The organism is Micromonospora sp. Utrum1 (assembly GCF_057197805.1).
Genome location: NZ_CM170071.1, coordinates 6,127,745 through 6,149,331 on the forward strand (window position 1 = coordinate 6,127,745; position 21,587 = coordinate 6,149,331).

Here is a 21,587-nt window from a genome sequence, read left to right on the forward strand (position 1 = left end):
TCCTGAAATGAGGTGGTGGGGTGTTTTCGGGTGCGGTGGGCCGGACCACCGTCGCGATGACGGCGGCCTGGCGGTCGCGATGGGATCAGGTGGTGGTGGCCCGGTTGCGGGCGAGGAACTGGGAGAGGCTGCGGAACTGCACCTGCTGGACCAGGACGGCCGCGACGATGATGCCGCCCTTGACCATGTTCTGGGCCTCGCTGGAGAGGCCGTTGATGGCGAAGAGGTTGGTGATCGTGGAGAAGATGATCACGCCGAGCAGGGAGCCGATGATGGTGCCCCGCCCGCCGCTGAGCAGCGTGCCGCCGATGATCGCGGCGGCGATCGCGTCCAGCTCGTAGAGGTTGGCCATCGCCGCCTGGGCGGAGGTGGCCTGCGCGGTCAGCATGATCGCGGCGATGCCGCAGCAGAGGCCGGAGAGCGCGTAGAGGAGCACGGTGTGCCGGCGGACGTTGATGCCGGCGAGCCGGGCCGCCTCGGGGTTGCCGCCGACGGCCACCGTGCGGCGGCCGAAGGTGGTCCGGTTGAGCAGCACCCAGCCGGCCAGCACCACCGCGCCGAGGATGTAGACCAGCAGCGGGATGCCGAGCAGCTTCACGGTGGCGATGCCGTTGATGAAGCTGTCGTTGGAGACCTGGGTCTGCTTGTCGGAGATCTCGGCCGCCAGGCCGCGGGCGGCGACCATCATGGCCAGCGTGGCGATGAAGGGCACCAGCCGCCCGTAGGAGATGAGCAGCCCGTTGACCACGCCGACGGCCAGCCCGACGGTGAGGGCGCTGAAGATCATGCCGCCGGCGCCGTAGCTCTGGGTGGCGACCGTGGTGCACCAGACCCCGGCGAGCGCGACGATCGCGCCGACCGACAGGTCGATGCCGCCGCCGATGATCACGAAGGTCATCCCGACGGTGACCACGCCGACCACCGAGGCGAGCTTGAGGATGGTGAGCGTGTTGCCCCACACCCAGCTCGCGTCGCCGTAGAGGTCGGGCCGGGTCAGGATGCCGATGACCACCAGCACGACCAGGGTCGCCAGCAGGCCGAGGTTGCGCTTGGCGCCCTCGCCGCCGTCGCCGCGCCACCAGGAGAGCCGGGCCGACCGGTCGGCCTTCGCGGTCTCGGCCGGGTCGACCGGCGGCGACTGGGCCGGCAGCTCCGCCGCCCGCTCCGGCGCCGCGGTGGGTGTCATGTCGCTCATGCTGGCGCGCCTTCCATGAGGGACCCCGCCATGACGAGGTCGAGCACGGTGTTCTCGTCGAGTTCGCCGGCCGGGGCCTCGCGGACCACCCGGCCTTCCCGCATCACCAGCACCCGGTCGGCCAGGCCCAGCACCTCGGGCACCTCGCTGGAGACCAGCAGCACGCCGACGCCACGCGCGGCGAGTTCCCGGATCACCTGGTAGAGCTCGGCCCGGGCGCCCACGTCCACGCCCCGGGTCGGCTCGTCGAGCAGCAGCAGCCGGGTGTCCCCGAGCAGCCACCGGCCGACCACCACCTTCTGCTGGTTGCCGCCGGAGAGGGTGCGCACCGGCCGGCGGACGTCCCGGGGGCGCAGCTCCAGCGAGGCCGCGATCCGGTCCGCCGCGGCCCGCTCCCGCCCGGCGTCGGTGAAGCCGAGGCGGGCGTACCGGCCGAAGGTGGCCAGCGTGACGTTGCGGTAGATCGGTTCGCCGAGCAGCAGCGCCTGGCTCTTGCGCTCCTCGGGGGCCATTCCCAGGCCGGCCCGCACCGCCGCGCCGACGCTGCCCGGGCGCAGGGTCCGGCCGCCCATCCGGACCGTGCCGGCCTGGGCCCGGCGGGCCCCGTAGATCGTCTCCAGCAGCTCCGAGCGGCCGGAGCCGACCAGTCCGGCGATGCCGACGATCTCTCCGGCCCGCACGTCGAGCGAGACGTCGGCGAACTCGCCCTGCCGGGTCAGCCCCTCCACCCGCAGCAGCTCCGTGCCGGTCGAGTCGGCGGCGGGGCGGTCCGGGAAGACGTACTCGATGGTCCGGCCGGTCATCCGGGAGACCAGGTCGCGGGTCGGGGTCTCGCGGGCCAGAAGGTTCGCCGCGGTGGTCCGGCCGTCCTTGAGTACGGTGACCCGGTCGCCGATCTCGCGGATCTCCTCCAGCCGGTGCGAGATGTAGATGACCGCGATGCCCTGCGCGGTGAGTTCCCGGATGATCCGGAACAGGTTGCCCACCTCGTCGTGGGCGAGCACCGCGCTCGGTTCGTCCATGATGATCAGTCGGGCCTCGTGGGAGAGTGCCCGGGCCATGCTGACGATCTGCTTGCCGGCGGCCGGCAGGTGGCGGACCAGCCGCCCGGGCGGGATCTCCGGGTGGCCGAGCCGGGCCAGGATCTGCCGGGTCCGCCGGGCCATGTGCCCGCGCCGGACGAAGCCGAGCCGGCGCGGCTCGTGGCCGAGGAAGGCGTTCTCCCCCACCGACAGGTCCTCGACCAGGTCGAGCTCCTGGTAGATGGTGGCGATCCCGGCCCGCATGGCGGCCTGCGGGTTGGCGAAGGCCGCCGGCTCGCCGCGCCACACCACCTCACCCGCGTCCGGCCGGTGCACCCCGGCGAGCACCTTGATCAGGGTGGACTTGCCGGCGCCGTTCTGCCCGAGCAGGCAGTGCACCTCGCCGGCCCGCACCTCCAGCTGCACTCCGTCCAGCGCGCGTACGCCGGGGAAGGTCTTGACCACGTCGGTGAGGCGCAGCACCATCTCGCCCGCGACGGTGTCGGCGGGCGCCTCGACCAGCGGTTCGTTCGTCACCTCGGCCTCCTGGCTGTCGTTCGTGCCCGGCTCGCTCACCCGGCCTCCCCGAAGGCGAGGTCGCTGGCGAGCACGGCGGCGCCGGCGACGCCGGCGCGGGGGCCCAGCTCGGAGAGGACGACCGGCAGGTTGCCGGTGGCCAGCGGCAGCGAGCGGCGGTAGACCACGCTGCGGATCTCGGCGAGCAGGATGTGGCCGAGCTGGGCGAGCCCGCCACCGATCACGATCATCGACGGGTTGGTGAAGCTGACCAGGCCGGCCAGCACGCTGCCGACCCGGCGGCCGCCGTCGCGGATGAGCTGGATGCAGGTGACGTCCCCCTCGACCGCCCCCTGTGCCACGTCGAGCGCGGTCACCGCGCCCCGGGCGGCGAGCCGCTCGGTGAGCGCGGGCGACACCTCGGCGCGGGCCGCGGCGGTGGCCGCCCGGGCCATCGCGGCCCCGCTGAACACCGCCTCCAGGCAGCCGAGGTTGCCGCAGGAGCACATCGGACCGTTCGGGTCGACCTGGATGTGGCCGATGTCGCCGGCGCACCCGTCGGTGCCCCGGTAGACCTCGCCGTTGAGGTAGATGCCGCAGCCGATGCCGGTGCCGATCTTGATGAACAGGAAGTCGTTCACCGAGTGGGCGACGCCGCCGTGCCGCTCGCCGATCGCCATGATGTTGACGTCGTTGTCGACCACCGCCGGGCAGCCGTGTTCGCGGGTGAGCAGCTCACGCACGGGGAAGCGGTCCCAGCCCGGCATGATCGGCGGGGAGACGGGCACCCCGTCCCGGAAGCTCACCGGGCCGGGTACGCCGATGCCGATCGCGTCGAGCCGCTCGTACGCGCCGTCCACCTTGGCCTTGTGCAGCAGCTCGTTGACCCGCTGGAGGGTCACCTTCGGGCCGGAGCGGATGTCGGCGGGCTCGGTGTAGGCGACCACCGGCTCCAGCCGGCCGTTCACCACCTCGACGTCGATCGAGCTGGCGCCCAGGTCGACCGCGGCGAAGCGCAGGTGCGGGCTCAGCTCGACCAGAGTGGACCGGCGCCCGCCCCGCGACGCGGCCAGCCCGGCCTCGGCCACGTAGCCGAGGTTGACCAGGCGGTCCAGCTCGGCGAGGAGGCGCGGGCGCGGCATCTGGAGCCGGTCGCCGAGCTCGGCCCGGGAGACCGCCCCCTCGTCCCGGAGGGTTCGCAGGAGCTGTACGTGCAGGGGGTCCGCCGTCCGCACCGGGACTCACCTCCGCATCGGAGTCGTTCACATCGACGCAACGGCGATGTGTCGTGTCCGACACAGTAGGAGCCTTCCAGGTCACATGTCCATAGCTTCGGCACATCCGGTCCAAACTTTTGTCCATCTGAGCAAAAGCATGTGTTGGATCATGGAAACTCGCCCAGTTGAGCGGTGCCGTGACACGACGCCGCCCCCGGCGCCTGATTGCGGCGGGGGCGGCGGGCGGGTCGGGTGGGTCAGCGCCGGTTGGCGGCGTTGCGCTTCTTCTTGAGCTTGCGGTCGTCGCGAAGCTCGACGTACGGCTCCTCGTCGGCCGGGTGCCCGGCAGCGATGGCGCGGCCGCGCTCCAACTCCGCGTCGAACTCCGCGCCGAGCAGGATGGCGATGTTGCTCAGCCAGAGCCAGACCAGGAAGATGATCACGCCGGCGAGCGCGCCGTAGGTCTTGTTGTACGAGCCGAAGTTGCTGACGTAGAGGGCGAACAGCCCGGAGACCACCAGCCAGATCACCACGGCCAGGATCCCGCCGGGGCTGACCCAGCGGAAGCCGCCGTGCCGGGCGTTCGGCGAGGCCCAGTAGAGGATCGCGAACATCAGGCTGACCAGCACCAGCAGCACCGGCCACTTGGCGATGTTCCACACCGTGACGGCGGTCGAGCCCAGCCCGATGGCGTTGCCCGCCTGCTCGGCGAGACCACCGGTGAAGACCACGATCACCGCGCTGATCAGGAGCATCACGCCGATCACCGCGGTCACGCCGAGCCGGATCGGCAGGGTCTTCCAGATCGGCCGCCCCTCCGGCACGTCGTAGATGCTGTTCGAGGCACGCATGAAGGCGGCGATGTAACCGGAGGCGGACCAGAATGCGGCCAGCAGACCGATGATCGCCGCGATGCTGGCCAGCCCGCCCGAGCGTCCCGCCTGCTCGATCGCGCTCTCGATGATCTGGCGGATGTTCTCCTGCGGCACCGCCTGGTTGACGGTGTCCTTGACCCCCTTGGTGGCCCCTTCTCCGAGCAGGCCGAGCACCGAGATGAGCACCAGCAGGCCCGGGAAGATCGACAGCACGCCGTAATAGGTGAGGGCGGCCGCCCAGTCGGTCAGGCTGTCGTCCTGGAACTCCCGGACCGTGCGCTTGAGCGTCGCCACCCATCCGGTGCCGGGCAGATCGGTGGGGCTCTCCGGCCCCTCGTCCGGGCCGACCGGCCCGGTCCGGTCGCGCCCGTGCCGGGCGGATGACTCGTCGGCGGCCATGGCCCCTCCCTCGTCGTCGGTTTCGTCGCCACGACATGCCCCGGCGGGAGGGCCGGTTAACCACTACTTGTACAGCAACCTGCTCATCCGTCGGGAGGCGAGCGCGAGCATGCCAGCGGTGAGCGCCACTAGGTAGGCCACGTCGAGCAGCCAGGACCAACCGGACGCGCCCACGCAGATGCCCCGGATCAGATGCACCGACCGGTAGAGCGGGGTCACCTCGACCACCCAGCGCAGCACGGCCGGATACGCCTCGGCCGGGACGAACGTGCCGGAGAAGAGGAAGAGGGTGAACTGGGCCGAGCCCATCAGGTCGAAATCCTGCCAACTGCGCATCAGCGTCGAGACCGTCATGCCGAGCGCGCCGAAGGCGAAGCCGACCAGCAGCGCGGCCGGGAACGCGGCCAGGGCCCGGTCGGCGCTGGTCAGGTCCATCGCGACCATGATGACCAGGAACGCGGCCGAGTAGAGGCCGCCCCGGATCATCGCCCAGCCCAGCTCACCGAGGGCGATCTCGAACGGCTGCACCGGGGTCGCGATGACCCCGTCGTACAGCTTCATGTACTTCATCTTCCCGAAGAAGTTGAAGGTGGTCTCCGACAGCGCCCCGCTCATCGCCGACGAGGCGAGCATGGCCGGCGCCACGAACGCCGCGTAGGTGACCACCTGACCGCCGGGCAGGGTCAGGTCGCCGACCAGCGCGCCCACCCCGACGCCGATCGAGAAAAGGTAGAGCACCGGCTCCAGGAAGCCGGAGAGCAGCACCAGCCAGTACGCGCTGCGCAGCGCGGTGAGGTTGCGCTCGGCCACCGAGGCGGAGCGACGCGGCGCGCCCTCGAAGCTGACCAGCCGGGGCAGGACGAGACCGACCACGACATCCCTCCCCTAGACGACGAGCTGACGGCGGAACACGCGCCGGGCCAGCCACCAGCCGGCGCCCGCCCAGGCGGCGAGGTAGAGCAGGTGGCCGGTGACCGACCACTGCGGAGCGACACCGAGCGTGGCGGCCCGGCAAAGGTCCACGCCGTGCCAGAGCGGGGTCGCGTAGGCGAACTGCCGCAGCCCGGCCGGCAACGACTCGACCGGGAAGAACACGCCGGCGAAGAGGGTCATCGGGATCACCGCGAACCGGAACAGCAGGGCCAGGTAGCTGTCGCCCGGCACCGCGGCGGCGAACGCGAAGGTCGGCGCGGCCACCGCCAGGCTCAGGAGCAGGCTCACCGGCAGGACGGTCACCGCCCAGGGCGAGTGCAGCGCCCCGAACAGCGCCGTCACCAGCAGGAACGCGGCCGTGCTGGTGAGCGCCCGGAACAGCACGAAGGCGAGGTGGCCGGCCAGGATGTCGCCGACCCGCAGCGGCGCCGCGACCTGCGCGTGGTAGGTCCGGATCCAGCGGAAGTTGCTGAGCACGGGCCAGGTGGACTCGGCGACGGCGACCTGGAAGGCGGTGGAGGCGATCAGGCCGGGCACCAGCCAGTCGAGGTAGGACACCCCGCCCACGCCCCGGTCCACGTACGCCCCGACCCCGACGCCGAAGCCGAGCACGGTGAGCACCGGCAGCAGGAAGGACGAGAAGACGCCCGCCCGCCAGGTCCGGCGGTAGCCGACCAGGTGATGGGAGAGCACCGCCAGGGCCGGCACCCGGGGCAGCGCCCGCCCGGAGCGTTCCGCCACGGTCACGTCGACCACCCCGTTCTCCGCCCACGTCGACCTTCCTACCGCTCGGGTACGACAGGCCGCCGGTCACCCTACGACGGGCGGCGGACGGTGTCGCCGGGGTTTCCCGTGGGCGAACGAGATCTTGGACAGTTGCCGTCCGTCTCGAACGGCAACTGTCCAAGATCCGCAGGTCGGGGCCCTACGGCCGGCCGGCGACCCGCGCGACGAACGCGCGCCACGCGTCCGGGCCGAACGTCAGCACGGGACCGGCCGGGTCCTTCGAATCGCGTACGGCGACCACGCCGGGGAGGTTCCCGGCCACCTCCACGCAGGCGCCGCCGCTGCCGTTGCTCCGGGTGCTCTTGCGCCACCGGGCGCCGGTCAAATCCATGTCTCCGCCACTTCCGAGATCAACTCCAGGGACTGCTGGTGCGATAGTGCCTCACCCCGGATCGATTCCCACACCTCGACCATCTGCTGCACGAACTCGGCGCGGTCCACCACCTGGCCGTGGCGCTGTCCCTCCAGGTAGACGACATCCTCCCGGCCGGTTGAGGTGGCGATCACGAAGGGGCCGTCGAGCCCAGCGTAGGCCCCGGCGGAGAGGGGCACGACCTGGATTCGGACCCGCGTCAACGTGCGACCGAGCTTGGCCAGGTGCGCCAGTTGCTCGCGCATCACCTCCGGGCCGCCGACCAGTCGGCGCAGCACGTACTCGTCGATGACGGCGGTGAGCAGCGGTGGCCGGTCGCGGGTCAGGACGCTCTGCCGGTCGAGCCGCGCGGCCACCTGCTGGTCGATCTCGGTGGGCGCGAACAGCCCGGCCCCGGCCAGCACGGCGCGGGCATAGCCCTCCGTCTGCAGCAGGCCCGGCACATAGAGCGGCTCGAACCACCGCAGCGCGGTGGCCTCCAACTCGATGCCGGCCCAGTCGCGGAACCACGGCACCACCGTCTCCCGGCTGATCCGCCGCTGGATCCGCTCGAACCGCCCGTCCGTGCCGAACACGGTGTCGCACCGGCGCGCGAAGTCGAGGCCCGGCCGGCGCTCGCAGGTCTCCACCTTGGCCACCAGCGCGCCCGAGTAGCTCAGCGCCTCGGCCAGTGCGCTCTGGGACATGCCACCGGCGGCCCGGGCGAGCCGCAACTCCTCGGCGAAGTGGTCCAGCATGGACGAACGGTCCACGGACAGCCTCCGTACATCCTCGTACCGCTCCGGGCCGGCCGCCGTACGCCCTGGTCGTCGGCGCGCGGGATCTCCCACCGTAGTCGCCCGCTCACCAGACTGTCACGCAGCGGAACCGCTCACGGGCACCGGACGGCGGGCGGAACCAGGCCGGGGGTGCCCGCGTACGACGAGGTGCGCGGGCACCCCCATCCCACGACGGAGGCCCATCTCATGCGACTCAGGTTCTGGCGCCCGACGCCGCGCGGTGGCGAGGAGGGCGTGCGCTGATGCCCCGCTACCGCCCGCACGTCGCGGCGCGGCCGTCCTGGCGGTGCCGGGCGTGCGGGGCCCCGTGGCCGTGCTCGCCGGCCCGGCTGGCGCTGCTCGGGGAGTATCGCCAGGACCGCATCGCCCTGTTGGTCTACCTCGGCACGCTCCTGTGCGAGGCGACGGCGGACCTCGCCGACCCGCACGGGCCGGACGCGCCGCAGCGGCTGGTTGATCGCTTCGTCACCTGGGCGCGGGCGCGGTGACGACCTGGTCGGAGAGGTCGACGTGCCGACGCCGAGGTGGAGCGCTAGTCGATCAAGGTGCGGCCGGTGAGGTGGAGGAAGACGTCCTCGAGGCTGCTGCGCCGGACCAGGACGCCGGCCGGGACGAGGCCCCGCTCGGTCACCTCGGCCACCGCGGCGTCGCCGTCGGCCACGTAGAGCAGGATGCGGTCCGGCAGCACTTCCACCCGCTCGCCCAGCCCACCGAGCTTGCCGGCGAACGCCTCCTGCGACTCGGCCGCGAAGCGCAGCTCGACCACCTCGCGGGTGGAGTGCTGCTCGATCAGCGACCGGGGCGAGCCCTCGGCGACGATCCGGCCACCGTCCATCACCACCAGCCGGTCGCAGAGCTGCTCCGCCTCGTCCATGTAGTGGGTGGTGAGGACCAGCGTGACGCCCTGCTGCTTGAGCCGGAACAGCCGCTCCCAGACCAGGTGACGGGCCTGCGGGTCGAGCCCGGTGGTGGGCTCGTCGAGCAGCACGATCTCGGGGTTGTTGACCAGCGCGCGGGCGATGGTCAGCCGCCGCTTCATGCCGCCGGAGAGCGGCTCCACCTTGCTCTCGGCCCGCTCGGTGAGCTGGACGAAGTCGAGCAGCTCGGCGGCCCGCTCGCGGGCCACCCGGCGCGGGATGCCGAAGTAGCGCGCGTAGGTGGTGAGGTTCTCCCGGACGGTCAGCTCCGGGTCGAGGCTGTCGAGCTGCGGGCAGACCCCCAGCCGGGCCCGGATCGCCGGGCCGTCGCGGACCGGGTCCAGGCCGAGGATGCGCAGCTCCCCGCCGGAGGGCGGCGAGATGCAGCCGATCATGCGCATGGTGGAGGACTTGCCGGCGCCGTTGGGGCCGAGGAAGCCGAACGCCTCGCCGGGACGCACCTCGACGTCGATGCCGTCGACGGCGGTGAAGTCGCCGAACCGCTTCACCAGCCCCCGCGCCTGGATGAGTGGTTGCCCGCTGGTCACCGGCCGACCCTAACCGCCCGGTCCGACAGGCTCGACCGGTTAACGCGGGGGCACGGGCGGACGGACACGGGGCGTGATGCCCGCTACGCAAGGTGATCATCCGAGGGCCCGCCCGTCGGGGCCGGGGAACCGGACCTAACTCGCCATAGTGGACGGAACGCCAGTCGATTCGCGGGGGCGCGGAAAATTGTTGCGACTTTTCGCGGGGAAATTGTGAAATCAGCTCGGCATCGATGTGCGGTGAGTGAGTGATCCTTCATTCCGGTCACTCCATGCAATCACGTCCGGCAATGTTCCCATGATGTAGACGATTCGCGTATCGTCCCCCCGTGCCGCCCGTTCGCCCTTCCGACCCGCCTCCCCCGCCGCCGCGGCCCGCCGCGGTGGAATCCACGGCGTCCGACGTGGACACCGAGTCGGTGCCGCTACCGCCCGATCAGAGGGGCGCCGCCGATCCGGTGTGGGCCGACGACGGGCCGGTGGAAACGCACCACGACAGCCGGGAACTGGCGGCGCGGTTCGAGGATGAGAAACCGGGGCGGGTGCTGTCCGGACCGGTCGGCCTGCTGTTCACCGGCGGCGCCGTCGCGGTCGCCCTGCTCGCCCTCTGGCAGGTGTTCTTCCCGCTTCCGCAGGGCAGCAAGTACTACCTCATCATTTTCCTCGCCGGTGTGCTGCCGATGGTGTTCCTGGCGTACCCCTCCGGGGTGCGGCTGCGCCGGCGGGCGGCGGACCGGCCGGCGGAGCGGCGCGCTCCCAGCCCGGCCGACTGGCTGCTCGCCGCCGCCGCGCTGCTGGCCTGCCTCTACCCGGTGCTGCCGGTGGCCCTCGGCGCGGGCGGTGGCGGCTACGACGCGTTCCTCGACCGGCAGGGCCTGCTCGTGCCGCTGGACGTGGTGCTGGGCACCGTGCTGCTTCTGCTGCTGCTGGAGGCGTGCCGGCGCACCACCGGCTGGATCCTCCCCGTCGTCTGCCTGCTCTTCCTCGCCTACGGCTACTACGGCGGGCTGCTGCCGCAGTCCTGGCCGGTGGCCCACGCGGGGCTCGACTTCGCGCAACTGGTCGACGCGTTCTACAACTCCGACAGCGGCTTCTACGGCACACCGCTGGACGTGGCCGCCTCGTACATCGTGCTGTTCACCATCTACGGCGCGGTGCTGGACCTCTCCGGGGCCGGCCGGTTCTTCGTCGAACTCTCGGCCGCCGCGTTCCGCCGCTCCCGCACCGCCGCCGGACGCACCGCCGTCGCCTCCGGCTTCCTGCTCGGCACGGTCTCCGGCTCGGGCGCCGCCACCACGGTCAGCATCGGGGCGGTGACCTGGCCGATCCTGCGCCGCGCCGGCTACCCGCCCGAGCGGGCCGGCGGCATGCTGGCCGCCGCGGGCGTCGGCGCGATCCTCTCCCCGCCCACGCTGGGCGCCGCGGCCTTCATCATCGCCGAGTACCTGGGTGTGTCGTACCTCCAGGTGCTCGGCTGGGCCACCGTGCCGACGATCCTCTACTACCTGGGCATCCTGCTCTCCGTCGAGATCGACGCCCGGCGCTCCGGGGTGCGCCCGGTGGTCATCGACGCCGGCTCGGCCGGACGGCTGCTGGCCCGCTTCGGCTACCACTTCCTCTCGCTCATCGTGATCATCGTGGTGCTCGCCACCGGCGCCTCGGCGACCCGGGCCGTGGTGATCGCCACCGTGCTGGCCGCCGCGCTCTCCTTCCTGGACCGCCGCCACCGGCTCACCCCCGCCCGGCTGGTCGAGGCGCTCAGCGGCGGCGTACGCGGAGTGCTCGCGGTGAGCGCGGTCTGCGCCGCGGCCGGCATCATCACCGCCACCACCACCAAGACCGGCCTCGGCCCGCAGGCCGCCGCGCTGCTGGTCGGCGGGGCGCAGGCGGTCAGCTCCGAGCCGGCCGTGGTGCTGGCCCTGACCGCGCTGCTCGCCGCGGTCGCGCTCACCCTGCTCGGGCTGGCCGTGCCGGTCACCGCCTCCTTCGTGATCGGCTGGGTGATCATCGGCCCGGCGCTGCTGCACCTCGGCGTCGCCGCCCCGGCCGCGGCCATGTTCGTCTTCTACTTCGCGGTGCTGTCCGAGGTCTCGCCGCCGACCGCGCTCGCCGCGGTGGCCGCCGCCGCGGTCACCGGCGGCCGGCTCGTGCCGACCATGTGGCAGACCCTGCGGTACGCGCTGCCCGCGTACCTCACCCCGATCGCCTTCGTGATCACGCCGACCGGCCTCGGGCTGCTCGGCATCGGCGGGGTCGGACGGATCGCCGTCGCCGCGGTGGTCTCCGCGCTCGGCGTCACCGTGCTGGCCGTAGCGGCTGGGAGCTGGCTGCCCGGCGTCGGCCCGGCCGGCACGCCGGAGCGGGTCCTCGGCGCGGTCGCCGGTCTGGTGCTGCTCTGGCTGGAACCCCTGCCCGTCGCGGTCGGCGCGGTGCTCGCCGCGGTGGCCGTCGCGGGCGTGCTCGTCCGACGTGGCTCCGCCGGTCGCGCCGGCGGCCCGTCGGTCGCCGAATTGGTGGACCATCGGGAGGAGAAAGAGTGAGACGGATCGACGTGCGGATCGCCGCGGGCGTCGGGGCGCTGGCCCTGGTCGCCGCCGGCGCCGCCGGATGCGGGGGCCGTCAGGACGGCGCGGCGACGGATGACGCCGCCCGCGAGGTCACCTGCAAGGTCACCAAGGACACCCGGGTCGGCATCGCCACCGGCAACGCCACCGGCGTCTACTACGTGGTCGGCAACGCGCTGGCCGGTCAGCTCTCCGCGACCACCGGGGGCAAGCTCACCGGCACGGCCGCCGAGACCGGCGCCTCAGTACAGAACGTCGAGCAGCTCGTGGCGGGCCAGTACGACGTGGCGTTCTCCCTCTTCGACACCGCGGTCAACGCGGTGCAGGGCAAGGGCAGCTTCAGCTCCCCGCAGCCGGTCAAGGCGCTGGCCCGGATCTACGACAACTACACCCAGGTGGTCGTCCGGGCCGACTCGGGGATCACCTCGGTCGCCGGCATGAAGGGGAAGAAGATCTCCACCGGGTCACCCAAGTCCGGCACCGAGGTCATCGCGAACCGCCTGCTCACCGCGGCCGGGCTGGACCCGGCCAAGGACATCCAGGCGCAGCGGCTCGACCTGACCAAGACCGTCGACGGGATGAAGGACGGCAGCATCGACGGCTTCTTCTGGTCCGGCGGCGTGCCCACCGGCGGGCTGACCGACCTGTTCACCACGGCCGGCGACAAGGTGAAGTTCATCGACATCAGCCCGCTGCTGCCGAAGATGGCCGAGCTGAACCCGGCGTACCAGGCCGGCACCATCGGCAAGGACGTCTACCGGACGGCCGCCGACGTGCCCACCATCGTGGTGCCGAACGTGCTGCTGGTCCGCGACAACCTCGACGCCGACGTGGCCTGCGTCATCACGAAGACGGTCTTCGAGAAGAAGGACGCCCTCGCCCAGGCCAACCCGGCCGCGAAGGGCATCGACCTGGCCAACGCCCGCAAGACCGACCCGGTGGGGCTGCACCGCGGGGCGGACCGGGCGCTGAAGGACCTCGGCGCGAGCTGACCCGACGAGCCGGGCCCGGGCCGACCGCCCGGGCCCGGCCCTCCGACCTCGACCGGGAGCCTCCCGTGCCGCTGCCCCACCCCGCCCGCGTACGCCGGCACCACCGGCCCGCGGACCGCACCGGGCACCTCCGCTCGGTCCGGGTCCAACTGCTCGCGCCGATCCTGGTGGCCACGGTCGGCCTGGTGGTGCTCGGCGCCGCCCAGACCGACGCCGCGCTCGACGCCTCCGCCGACGCCGACCGGGCCCGCGTGCTCGCCGGCACCGCCACCGCCACCGTGCGGCTGGTCCACGAGGTGGAACGCGAACTCGGCGAGACGGCGGCGCTGCGCCAGCGCGGCGGCACCGCCGGCCGGCCGCTGGTGGACGCGCAGCGGCGCCGGGTGGACGCGGCGGTCGCCCGGTACCGCGCCGCCGGCCGGGACGCCCGGGAGACCGCCCCGGACCTGGCCGTGGTGCTCGACGACGCCGACGGCCGGCTCGGCCAGCTCGCGCCGACCCGGGACCTGGCGCTGGGCGGGGACGGCGGCGACCCGGCGTACGGGACGCTGGTCGAGTCGTTGCTCGCCGTCGCCGACGCGCTGCCCGCCCAACTCCGCGACGCCGAGCTGGCCAACGAGGCACGGGAGGTGGCCGCGGTGGCCGCCCAGGAGCACCTCTCGGCACTGGAACGCGACCTGCTGCGCAGCGTGTTCGTGCGGGGCGCGCTGGTACGGGGCGAGCTGGCCCGGCTCGGCCGGCTCCGGGGGGCCCGGGAGCAGCGCCAGGCCGAGTTCCTCCGGATCGCCGCCGCCCCGGCCAACTCCGCCTGGTACCGGCTGGTCGGCGGCCCCGACGTGGAGACGGCCCGGCGGATGCGCGACGCCGTGCTGGACACCGACGGCGGGCCGGAGTCGCTGAAGACCGACGGCGACGCCTGGTACGTGGCGCAGAGCGGCACCATCCGCCGCTACAACCTGCTCGGCCGGGAACTCTCGGACGAGCTGGACCGGGACGCCGCCGCGCTGGCCCGGGTCGCCCGCCAGCGGGCCCTGCTCACGGCCAGCGCGACCAGCACGGTGGCGCTCGGCTCGCTGCTCACCGCCGGGCTGCTGGCGGTCCGGACCAGCCGGCGGCTGCGCCGGCTGCGGGTCGCGGCGCTCACCATGGCGAACCGGGAGCTGCCGGAGCGGATCACCGCGATCGCCACGGGCCAGGGCGCGCCGGGCGAGGGCACGGCCAGCCGGCTGACCGACGGGATCCGCCGGGGCGGGGACGAGGTGGCCCAGGTGGCCGAGGCGTTCGACACGGTCAACAAGGCCGCGTTGCGGCTCGCCGGCGAGCAGGCCGAGCTGCGGCTGGACGTGACCCGGATGGCCGAGGCGCTGGCCCGGCGGATCCGTACGCTGATCACCCGCCAGCTCCGCCTGCTCGACGAGTTCGAACGCGAGGAGACCGACCCGGACGCGCTGGCCCGGCTCTTCGCCCTGGACCACCTCGCCGCCCGGCTGCGCCGCAACGGGGAGAACCTACTGGTCCTCGCCGGCGGCGAGCCCGGCCGGGGGCACGAGGGCGCGCTGCTCCTCGACGACGTGGTCCGGGCAGCGGCCTCCGAGATCGAGGACTACCCGCGGGTGGAGATCGACGTGCCGACCGCCGCCGTGCCCGGCGCGGCCGCGGGCAACCTGGTGCACCTGCTGGCCGAGCTGCTGGAGAACGCCACCGTCTACTCCCCACCGGACTCCCGGGTGCTGGTCGACGGGCGGCGCACCGTGGACGGGCTCACGCTGCGGGTGCACGACCAGGGCATCGGCATCAGCGAGACCCGGCTGGCCACCATCAACGAGCGGCTCGCCGCGCCGGCCACGCTGTCCAGCGCCGCGGCCGGCAGCATGGGCCTGCATGTGGTGGCCCACCTGGCCGCCCGGCACGACATCCGGGTGCGGCTGCACCACACCGCGAGCGGCACGGTCGCCCAGGTGGAAGTGCCCGAGGCGTTGCTGACCCGGGTCGAGTCGGCGACCCGGCGGCCGGCCGACGAGCGCCGCCCGCCGACCGGCCGCGGCGCGGCCTGGTTCCGGCCCAGGGCCACCGGCCCGGCGCCACGGCGGCCGGCCACCGCCACCCGGGACCTGGTCACCACCACCCCCGAGCCGGCCGGCGCCGGGCCGGTGACCGACGGACCGCCGGCCGCCGGCGCCGTCCGGGGCGTCGCGGCCGTACGCGCGCCGGGCGCCGCCCTGTTGGCGCCGAGCGCCGCCCGGATCCGGCCGGCGAGCACCCCGGCGTCCCCGCCGGCCACCGGCGCGGCACTGCCGCGCCGCACCCGGGGCGGGCAGCTTCCCGCACGGCTGCCCAGCACCGCCCCGCCGCCCCGGCCCGCTGACGACCTGCTCGACCCCGAGGTGGTACGCGCCCGCCTGTCCGCCCTCGCCGAGGGGGTGGCCAGCGCGATGCGCCGTGCCCCGCACACCACACCCACCGGGAGAAATCCATGACCTCACCCGTGACCGCCGGACTCGACTGGCTGCTGGCGAACTTCGCCGAGCAGGTGCCGGACGTGTCGCACGCCCTCGCGGTGTCCGAGGACGGCCTGCGGCTGGCCGCGTCCCCCGACCTCGCGCCCGACCAGGTCGACCAGCTCGCCGCGGTGATCAGCGGGTTGGCCAGCCTGACCGTGGGCGCGGCCCGGCTGATGTCCGCCGGGCGGGTACGCCAGCAGATCGTCGACATGGACGGCGGGGTGATGCTGGTGATGGCGGTCGGCGAGCGGGCGCTGCTCGGGGTGCTCGCCGCGCCCGGCTGCGACCTGGGGCAGATCGGCTACGAGACGGCGACGCTGGTCCAGCGGGTGGCGGAGGCGCTGGAACCGGCGGTCCGCCGGTGACCGGCCGCCCGCTGCGGCTGGTCGCCGTGCTCCTGCTGGCCGCCCTGGTGGCCGGCTGCGGCGGAGCCGACGCCGGGCCGCGGGCCTGGCACGACGGGCGGATCTTCCTGGCCACCGGCAACACCACCGGCGTCTACTACCAGCTCGGCGGCGGCTACGCCGACCTGATCAGCCGGCACCTGCCCGGCTACGAGGCGCGGGCCGAGCCGACCGGCGCCTCGGTGGAGAACATCACCCGGCTGGCCGGCGGCGACATGGAGATCGCCTTCAGCCTGGCCGACACGGCCGCGGACGCGATCAGCGGCCGGGGCGCGTTCGACGGCCAGCCCCAGCCGGTACGAGCGCTGGCTCGGGTCTACAGCAACTACACCCACGTGATCGTCCGGACCGGCGGGAAGATCGCCAGCTTCGCCGACCTGCGCGGCAAGCGGATCTCCACCGGCTCGCCGAAGTCCGGCACCGACATCATCGCCGGGCGGCTGCTCACCGCCGGGGGGATCGACCCGGACCGGGACATCCAGCGGCTCAACCTGTCGCTGCCGGAGACCGTGAAGCGGATGCGGGCGGGCAGCCTGGACGCGATGTTCTTCTCCGGGGGCCTGCCCACCCCGGGGATCAACGACCTGCTCGCCAGCGCTCCCGGGGCGTTCCGGCTGCTTCCGCTCACCGAGCTGATCGAGCCGCTGGCCGCCCGCTACGGCTCGGTCTACACCACCGCGACCCTCCCCAAGGAGGTCTACGGCACCCCGGCGGCCACCCCGACCATCACGGTGGCGAACGTGATCCTGGTGGCGGCGGACATGCCGGACCAGCTCGCGTACGACCTGACCCGGGTGCTCTTCACCTGGCAGGGCGAGCTGATCAGGGTGCACCCGGAGGCGGCGAACTTCACCCGGGAGAGTGGCGCCCTCACCGAGCCGATCCCGCTGCACCCGGGGGCGGTGCGCTACTACCGCAACGGCTGACTGCTCAGAGGTCCGCAGGAGCGGTAGCGGCCCGGGCCGCGGCGACCAGCCGGTCGGTCTCGGCGGCCACCGCCTCGTCGTCGGTGGGCGTGCCCGGGTCGTAGCGCACCGTCCAGGTCAGCCCGTCCACACCGGGCACCCGGCGGGCGGCGATCCGGCCGGCGCCGCCGGGCACCGGCTGGTGCGCGGTGTACGCGACCGAGCGGGTGACCCGGGCCCGCACCTGGTGCGGCAGGTCGCCCGGGTCGAGCAGCAGGTAGGTCTCGGCCGGGCAGTCGGCCACCACCAGGTAGCCGTCCCGCTCGGCGACCCGGTCGGCGGGGGTGACGGTGAGTTCGCGGCCGGACCAGACCGCCTTGAGGACGTCGTGCCAGCCGATGCGCTCTCCCCGGCCGGGCAGCCAGAGCCCGAGGTTGCTGGCCACCACCACGCCGTCGCCCTCGCCGTTGCCGACGGCGGCCCAGGCGAGCACCCGCTCGTCGGCGTGCAGCGGCGGCCGGTCGGCGGGCGGCAGCTTCGGCTTGCGACTGAAGAGTCCCATCACAGCCCTCCGGCGGCCTGCTCGCGCAGCGCCCGCGCGTGCTGTTCCAGCGAGAGCAGCTCCCCGAAGAGGGCGAAGTACTCGTCCTTGTTGCTCACCGGGTTGATCCGCTGGATCTTCGACTTGAGGTCCTTGATCCGCCCGGTCACCGAGCCCCACTGGAGGTGGGCCATGGTGATCGAGACGTACCGGGGGTCGGGCTCGCCGTCGATGCGCAGCGGCTCCACGGCCAGCTCGCCGACGAGCGCCTGGCCGGCCAGGTCGTCGCAGGCGTCGCGGACCTGCTCGATCCAGACCGCGCCGCCGGCGGCGGTCGCCGCCCCGCCAGCCGCGGCGATGGCCGCGCGGACCGCCGCGTGCACGGGGTGCCGGTATTCGGCCGCCTCGACCGCGTCGAACATCGGGCCGGCCAGCACCGGCTCCTGGAGGGCGAGCTTCAGCGCCTCGCGCTCGACCATCGACCGTGGACTGTCCACCGTGGGCGCGGCCGGGGCGCGGCGGGCTGGTGCGGTCGCCTCCCCGGCGGGCTGCCCGTGGGCGGCGGACAGCACCGCGCGCTGCACCGGCTCGATCTCCATGCCGAGGTCGCCGGCGAGCTTGCGGACGTACTCCGGGCGCTTCTCCCGGTCCTTGATCTTGGCGACCAGCGGGGCGGCCCGGCGCATGGCCTCCACCCGGCCGTCGACGGTGTCCAGGTCGTAGCGGTTGATCACGTGGCGGAGCGCGAAGTCGACCAGCGGCTCGCGGCGGGCGACCAGGTCGCGGACGGCCAGGTCGCCCTTGGCCAGGCGCAGCTCGCACGGGTCCATGTTGTCGGGGCTGACCGCGATGAAGGTACGGCCGACGAAGCGCTGGTCGTCCTCGAAGGCGCGCAGGGCGGCCTTCTGCCCGGCGGCGTCCCCGTCGAAGGTGAAGATGATCTCGCCGGCCACCGCGTCGGTGTCCATGAGCAGCCGGCGCAGCACCCCGATGTGGTCGGCGCCGAACGCGGTGCCGCAGGTCGCCACCGCGGTGGGCACGCCGGCCAGGTGGCAGGCCATCACGTCGGTGTAGCCCTCGACCACCACCACCTTGCCCTGCTTGGCGATCTCCCGCTTGGCCTGGTCGATGCCGTAGAGGACGTGCGACTTCTTGTAGATCGGCGTCTCGGGGGTGTTCAGGTATTTCGGGCCGTCGTCGTCGTCGAAGAGCCGGCGGGCGCCGAAGCCGATCGTGTCGCCGGCCAGGTCGCGGATCGGCCAGAGCAGCCGGCGCCGGAACCGGTCGATCAGGCTGCCCGAGCGGGACGGGCGGGACAGCCCGGCGGTGACCAGCTCGTCGTGGGTGAAGCCCTGCTGGCGCAGGTGCTTGGTGAGCAGGTCCCAGGCGTCGGGGGCGAAGCCGCAGCCGTAGCGCTCGGCGGCGGCCCGGTCGAAGCCCCGCTGGGCGAGGAACTCCCGGGCCGGCCGGGCGCCGGCCGTGGTGAGCTGGGCGCGGTAGAACTCGGCGGCGGCGGCGTGCGCGGCCACCAGGCGCTGGCGCTGCCCCTGCTGCGGGCGGGGGCGCGGGGTCGAGCGGTCGTCCTCGACGTAGCGAAGCTGGATGCCGGCGCGGTCGGCGAGCCGCTCGACGGACTCGACGAAGCTCAGGTGCTCGGCGTCCATCAGGAACTTGATCGCGTCGCCGCCGGCCCCGCAGCCGAAGCAGTACCAGACGTTGCGGGCCGGCGAGACGTTGAACGAGGGGCTCTTCTCGTCGTGGAACGGGCAGAGCCCCTTGAGGTTGCCGCCGCCGGCCGACTTGAGCGTCACCGTGTCGGAGATGACCTCGGCGATGGAGGTGCGCTCGCGGACCAGCGCGATGTCCTCGTCCCGGATCCGCCCCGCCATCTCCGCCACCTCCTCGGCGTACATCCTGCCCTGCCGGACCGACGATCCGGCGGTCGGGGGGACGGACGTGTGGCGGACACCGCCCGCCCCCGGTCACGCCGAGCGACCGGCCCCGGTGGCGGCGTCCCCGATCCGGGGGAACGGCTCGATGGAGAAGACCACCTCGACCGGTACCTCGAAGTACGCGGCGATCCGCAGCGCCAGGTGCAGGCTGGGCCGGAACTCGCCCCGCTCCAGGTAGCCGACCGTCTGGTAGTGCACGCCCAGCGCGTCGGCGAGCTGCCGCCGGGAGATCCCCCGTTCGGCCCGCAGCACGGCGATCCGGTTGTGCACGGTCTCGCTCATCGGCGCCCTCTCATCCGACCCGCTGCATGGCCCGCTCCCGGCGGGCCGCCACCCGCGAGCCGGACTCGCGCCGGGCCATCCGCCGCAGCACCACCGGGGCCAGCACCAGCCCGAGCACCGCCCACGCGCCGAGCACGCCGAGGGTCTCCAGGTGCCGCCAGGAGCCGCCCAGTTCGACCGCCGCCAGGTCGGCGGGGAGCAGCGCCGAGCGCATGCCCAACCCTAGCCAGTAGACCGGGAAGACCTGGGCGACGCCCTGGAGCCAACCGGGCAGGCCGTTGATCGGGTAGAAGATGCCGGAGAGCGCGATGAGACCGAAGATCGGCAGCACCACGAGGCCCATGTTCCGGGGGTTCTCGATCAGCGAGCCGATCACGGCGCCCAGCGGGAGCGTCGCCACCAGCCCGAGCGGCACCACCCAGGCCAGGGTGAGCCAGGCGCCGGGGTCGCCGAGCCGGATCCCGTCCAGGAAGAACAGCCCCGGCGTGAGCTGGAGCACCACCCCGATCAGCGACACCGCCGAGATCAGCACGATCTTGCCGATCAGGTAGCCGAGCATCCCGTTCGGCGTCGCCTTGGCACGCAGCAGGGTGCCGTCCTCCCGGTCGACGATGAGCTGCTGGGACAGGCCGAGCAGCCCGCCGAAGATCAGTCCCATGCCGATCGTGCTGGGCAGCGCCCGGGCGCCGAGGGAGAAGTCGGTGCCGGGCACCGTGGAGCCGCGCATGAAGAACATGGCGACCAGCAGGACCGCGGTCGGAAAGAAGTAGTTCCAGAGGTCCTGCGCGTTGGTGAAGGTGTTGCGCAGCTCGATCGTGCCGCGCCGGACACCGGCCCGGACGGCCGTCGCGGTCGGGTTCATCGCTCGCTCCCCTGCTGCCAGATCCGGGCGGTCCGGCCGGCCCGCAGCCCGGACTCCTCCTCGTGGACCAGCGTGATGTAGGCGTCCTCCAGGCTGGCCCGGCGGACCTCCAGCTCCTGCACCCGGTCGCCGTGCTCGCGGAGCAGGTCGCGCAGGAAGCCGGTGGCGTCGGCCGTGGCGTGCACGAAGCGCTCGCCGTCCCGGGTCCAGCGGATCTCCGCGTCGCCGGCGACCCGGCGGGACAGCTCGTCGGGCGACCCGTCGGCGATGATCCGGCCACCGGCCAGGATGAGGATCCGGTCGGCCAGCTTCTCGGCCTCGTCCAGGTCGTGCGTGGTGAGCAGGATGGTGGTCTCGTCCAGGTCGGCCAGGCGGTGCACCAGATCGTGGAACTCACGCCGGGCGGCCGGGTCGAAGCCGACCGTCGGCTCGTCCAGGAAGAGCAGCTCCGGGCGGCCCACGATGCCGACCGCCACGTCGAGCCGGCGGCGCTGGCCGCCGGAGAGCTGGTGCACCCGTTTGCCGGCGTGCGGGGTGAGGCCGACGGTGTCCAGCAGGTCGTCGATCGGCCAGGGCCGGGGGCTCCGGTCGGTGGCGTACGGCGCGTAGAAGTCGCCCAGGTGGGCCAGCAGGTCCCGGACCCGCCACTTGCCGTGGTCGCGCCAGGACTGGAGCACCACGCCCACCCGGGCGCGCCAGCGCTCGTCGCCCCGGCCGGGATCGACGCCGAGCACCCGGACCGACCCGGCCGAGCGCAGCCGGAAGCCCTCCAGGATCTCGATGGTGGTGGTCTTGCCGGCGCCGTTGGGGCCGAGCAGGGCGAGCACCTCGCCGCGCCGGGCGGTGAGGTCGACCCCGTGCAGCACGTCGACGGTGCCGTAGCGCATGCGCAGGTCGCGGACGTCGAGGACCAGGTCCTGATCGGGCGGGTGAGGGGCCGCGGCGGCCCCCGGCAGTTCGACCGCAGTCATACCCCGGAATGTAGCACCTCTACTACAAGTCGAGGTACACCCGCTTCACCACC

The 21,587-nt window shown here is 73.4% G+C and carries 20 protein-coding genes; 6 read left to right on the forward strand and 14 right to left on the reverse strand.

Features of this window, described 5'->3' with window-relative positions; genetic code table 11:
- Positions 1–85: 85 nt before the first annotated feature.
- From AC0OLQ_RS28705 to AC0OLQ_RS28740, 8 genes are all read right to left on the reverse strand, one after another.
- Positions 86–1,195 (reverse strand): ABC transporter permease, encoded by a 1,110-nt coding sequence (locus AC0OLQ_RS28705; RefSeq protein WP_484528845.1) that lies wholly within the window; start codon positions 1,193–1,195, stop codon positions 86–88.
- Positions 1,192–2,703: a sugar ABC transporter ATP-binding protein gene (locus tag AC0OLQ_RS28710; RefSeq protein WP_484532456.1), complete on the reverse strand. Its 1,512-nt coding sequence runs from the start codon at positions 2,701–2,703 to the stop codon at positions 1,192–1,194. Before AC0OLQ_RS28710 ends, AC0OLQ_RS28705 begins: the two co-directional genes overlap by 4 nt.
- Before the next feature lie 86 nt (positions 2,704–2,789).
- On the reverse strand, positions 2,790–3,968 hold the full coding sequence (locus AC0OLQ_RS28715; protein ID WP_484528846.1) for an ROK family transcriptional regulator: 1,179 nt from the start codon (positions 3,966–3,968) through the stop codon (positions 2,790–2,792).
- 239 nt (positions 3,969–4,207) lie between these two features.
- Positions 4,208–5,224, reverse strand: a complete 1,017-nt coding sequence (locus AC0OLQ_RS28720; RefSeq protein WP_484528847.1) for a YihY/virulence factor BrkB family protein — start codon at positions 5,222–5,224, stop codon at positions 4,208–4,210.
- Positions 5,225–5,287: 63 nt separating this feature from the next.
- Positions 5,288–6,097 (reverse strand): ABC transporter permease, encoded by an 810-nt coding sequence (locus tag AC0OLQ_RS28725; RefSeq protein WP_484528848.1) that lies wholly within the window; start codon positions 6,095–6,097, stop codon positions 5,288–5,290.
- A gap of 12 nt (positions 6,098–6,109) precedes the next feature.
- The gene (locus AC0OLQ_RS28730) at positions 6,110–6,904 is read right to left on the reverse strand and encodes an ABC transporter permease (RefSeq protein WP_357341439.1); all 795 of its coding nucleotides are present in this window, start codon (positions 6,902–6,904) and stop codon (positions 6,110–6,112) included.
- A gap of 178 nt (positions 6,905–7,082) precedes the next feature.
- A complete protein-coding gene (locus AC0OLQ_RS28735) occupies positions 7,083–7,274 on the reverse strand; it encodes a DUF397 domain-containing protein (protein WP_484528849.1) in 192 nt (63 codons plus the stop codon).
- On the reverse strand, positions 7,265–8,068 hold the full coding sequence (locus tag AC0OLQ_RS28740) for a helix-turn-helix domain-containing protein (protein WP_484528850.1): 804 nt from the start codon (positions 8,066–8,068) through the stop codon (positions 7,265–7,267). The genes AC0OLQ_RS28735 and AC0OLQ_RS28740 overlap by 10 nt, the downstream gene beginning before the upstream one ends.
- 269 nt (positions 8,069–8,337) lie before the next feature.
- On the opposite strand from AC0OLQ_RS28740, the gene AC0OLQ_RS28745 reads away from it, so the two are divergent.
- A complete protein-coding gene (locus tag AC0OLQ_RS28745; RefSeq protein WP_357341203.1) occupies positions 8,338–8,583 on the forward strand; it encodes a flavin reductase in 246 nt (81 codons plus the stop codon).
- Positions 8,584–8,627: 44 nt separating this feature from the next.
- On the opposite strand, the gene AC0OLQ_RS28750 is transcribed toward AC0OLQ_RS28745, so the two are convergent.
- A complete protein-coding gene (locus tag AC0OLQ_RS28750; protein ID WP_484528851.1) occupies positions 8,628–9,560 on the reverse strand; it encodes an ABC transporter ATP-binding protein in 933 nt (310 codons plus the stop codon).
- Positions 9,561–9,964: 404 nt separating this feature from the next.
- Between AC0OLQ_RS28750 and AC0OLQ_RS28755 the strand changes: the two genes are divergently transcribed.
- The 5 genes from AC0OLQ_RS28755 to AC0OLQ_RS28775 all read left to right on the forward strand — a co-directional run bounded on the left by AC0OLQ_RS28755 (position 9,965) and on the right by AC0OLQ_RS28775 (position 16,947).
- Positions 9,965–12,100, forward strand: coding sequence for a TRAP transporter permease (locus AC0OLQ_RS28755; protein ID WP_484528852.1), 2,136 nt, complete (start codon positions 9,965–9,967; stop codon positions 12,098–12,100).
- The gene (locus tag AC0OLQ_RS28760; RefSeq protein WP_484528853.1) at positions 12,097–13,116 is read left to right on the forward strand and encodes a TAXI family TRAP transporter solute-binding subunit; all 1,020 of its coding nucleotides are present in this window, start codon (positions 12,097–12,099) and stop codon (positions 13,114–13,116) included. Before AC0OLQ_RS28755 ends, AC0OLQ_RS28760 begins: the two co-directional genes overlap by 4 nt.
- Positions 13,117–13,181: 65 nt before the next feature.
- Positions 13,182–15,593, forward strand: a complete 2,412-nt coding sequence (locus AC0OLQ_RS28765) for a sensor histidine kinase (RefSeq protein ID WP_484528854.1) — start codon at positions 13,182–13,184, stop codon at positions 15,591–15,593.
- Positions 15,590–15,982, forward strand: coding sequence for a roadblock/LC7 domain-containing protein (locus tag AC0OLQ_RS28770; RefSeq protein WP_357345867.1), 393 nt, complete (start codon positions 15,590–15,592; stop codon positions 15,980–15,982). Before AC0OLQ_RS28765 ends, AC0OLQ_RS28770 begins: the two co-directional genes overlap by 4 nt.
- Positions 15,979–16,947 (forward strand): TAXI family TRAP transporter solute-binding subunit, encoded by a 969-nt coding sequence (locus AC0OLQ_RS28775; RefSeq protein ID WP_484528855.1) that lies wholly within the window; start codon positions 15,979–15,981, stop codon positions 16,945–16,947. The genes AC0OLQ_RS28770 and AC0OLQ_RS28775 overlap by 4 nt, the downstream gene beginning before the upstream one ends.
- Before the next feature lie 4 nt (positions 16,948–16,951).
- Here AC0OLQ_RS28775 and AC0OLQ_RS28780 read toward each other — a convergent pair whose 3' ends face one another.
- The 5 genes from AC0OLQ_RS28780 to AC0OLQ_RS28800 all read right to left on the reverse strand — a co-directional run bounded on the left by AC0OLQ_RS28780 (position 16,952) and on the right by AC0OLQ_RS28800 (position 21,534).
- Positions 16,952–17,488 (reverse strand): hypothetical protein, encoded by a 537-nt coding sequence (locus AC0OLQ_RS28780; protein ID WP_484528856.1) that lies wholly within the window; start codon positions 17,486–17,488, stop codon positions 16,952–16,954.
- Positions 17,488–19,380: a DNA primase gene (gene dnaG / locus AC0OLQ_RS28785; RefSeq protein WP_484528857.1), complete on the reverse strand. Its 1,893-nt coding sequence runs from the start codon at positions 19,378–19,380 to the stop codon at positions 17,488–17,490. Before dnaG ends, AC0OLQ_RS28780 begins: the two co-directional genes overlap by 1 nt.
- Positions 19,381–19,449: 69 nt before the next feature.
- The gene (locus AC0OLQ_RS28790) at positions 19,450–19,701 is read right to left on the reverse strand and encodes a helix-turn-helix transcriptional regulator (protein WP_189194803.1); all 252 of its coding nucleotides are present in this window, start codon (positions 19,699–19,701) and stop codon (positions 19,450–19,452) included.
- 10 nt (positions 19,702–19,711) lie between these two features.
- Positions 19,712–20,563, reverse strand: coding sequence for an ABC transporter permease (locus AC0OLQ_RS28795; RefSeq protein ID WP_357345858.1), 852 nt, complete (start codon positions 20,561–20,563; stop codon positions 19,712–19,714).
- Positions 20,560–21,534: an ABC transporter ATP-binding protein gene (locus AC0OLQ_RS28800; RefSeq protein WP_357345856.1), complete on the reverse strand. Its 975-nt coding sequence runs from the start codon at positions 21,532–21,534 to the stop codon at positions 20,560–20,562. The genes AC0OLQ_RS28795 and AC0OLQ_RS28800 overlap by 4 nt, the downstream gene beginning before the upstream one ends.
- Positions 21,535–21,587 lie beyond the last annotated feature (53 nt).

Bases quoted from the DNA above. Each gene is read 5' to 3' on its own strand.
- AC0OLQ_RS28705 (WP_484528845.1), bottom strand. From the start codon at position 1,195: ATGAGCGACATGACACCCACCGCGGCGCCGGAGCGGGCGGCGGAGCTG.
- AC0OLQ_RS28710 (WP_484532456.1), bottom strand. From the start codon at position 2,703: ATGGTGCTGCGCCTCACCGACGTGGTCAAGACCTTCCCCGGCGTACGC.
- AC0OLQ_RS28720 (WP_484528847.1), bottom strand. From the start codon at position 5,224: ATGGCCGCCGACGAGTCATCCGCCCGGCACGGGCGCGACCGGACCGGG.
- AC0OLQ_RS28735 (WP_484528849.1), bottom strand. From the start codon at position 7,274: ATGGATTTGACCGGCGCCCGGTGGCGCAAGAGCACCCGGAGCAACGGC.
- AC0OLQ_RS28745 (WP_357341203.1), top strand. From the start codon at position 8,338: ATGCCCCGCTACCGCCCGCACGTCGCGGCGCGGCCGTCCTGGCGGTGC.
- AC0OLQ_RS28770 (WP_357345867.1), top strand. From the start codon at position 15,590: ATGACCTCACCCGTGACCGCCGGACTCGACTGGCTGCTGGCGAACTTC.
- AC0OLQ_RS28780 (WP_484528856.1), bottom strand. From the start codon at position 17,488: ATGGGACTCTTCAGTCGCAAGCCGAAGCTGCCGCCCGCCGACCGGCCG.
- dnaG (WP_484528857.1), bottom strand. From the start codon at position 19,380: ATGTACGCCGAGGAGGTGGCGGAGATGGCGGGGCGGATCCGGGACGAG.
- AC0OLQ_RS28790 (WP_189194803.1), bottom strand. From the start codon at position 19,701: ATGAGCGAGACCGTGCACAACCGGATCGCCGTGCTGCGGGCCGAACGG.
- AC0OLQ_RS28795 (WP_357345858.1), bottom strand. From the start codon at position 20,563: ATGAACCCGACCGCGACGGCCGTCCGGGCCGGTGTCCGGCGCGGCACG.
- AC0OLQ_RS28800 (WP_357345856.1), bottom strand. From the start codon at position 21,534: ATGACTGCGGTCGAACTGCCGGGGGCCGCCGCGGCCCCTCACCCGCCC.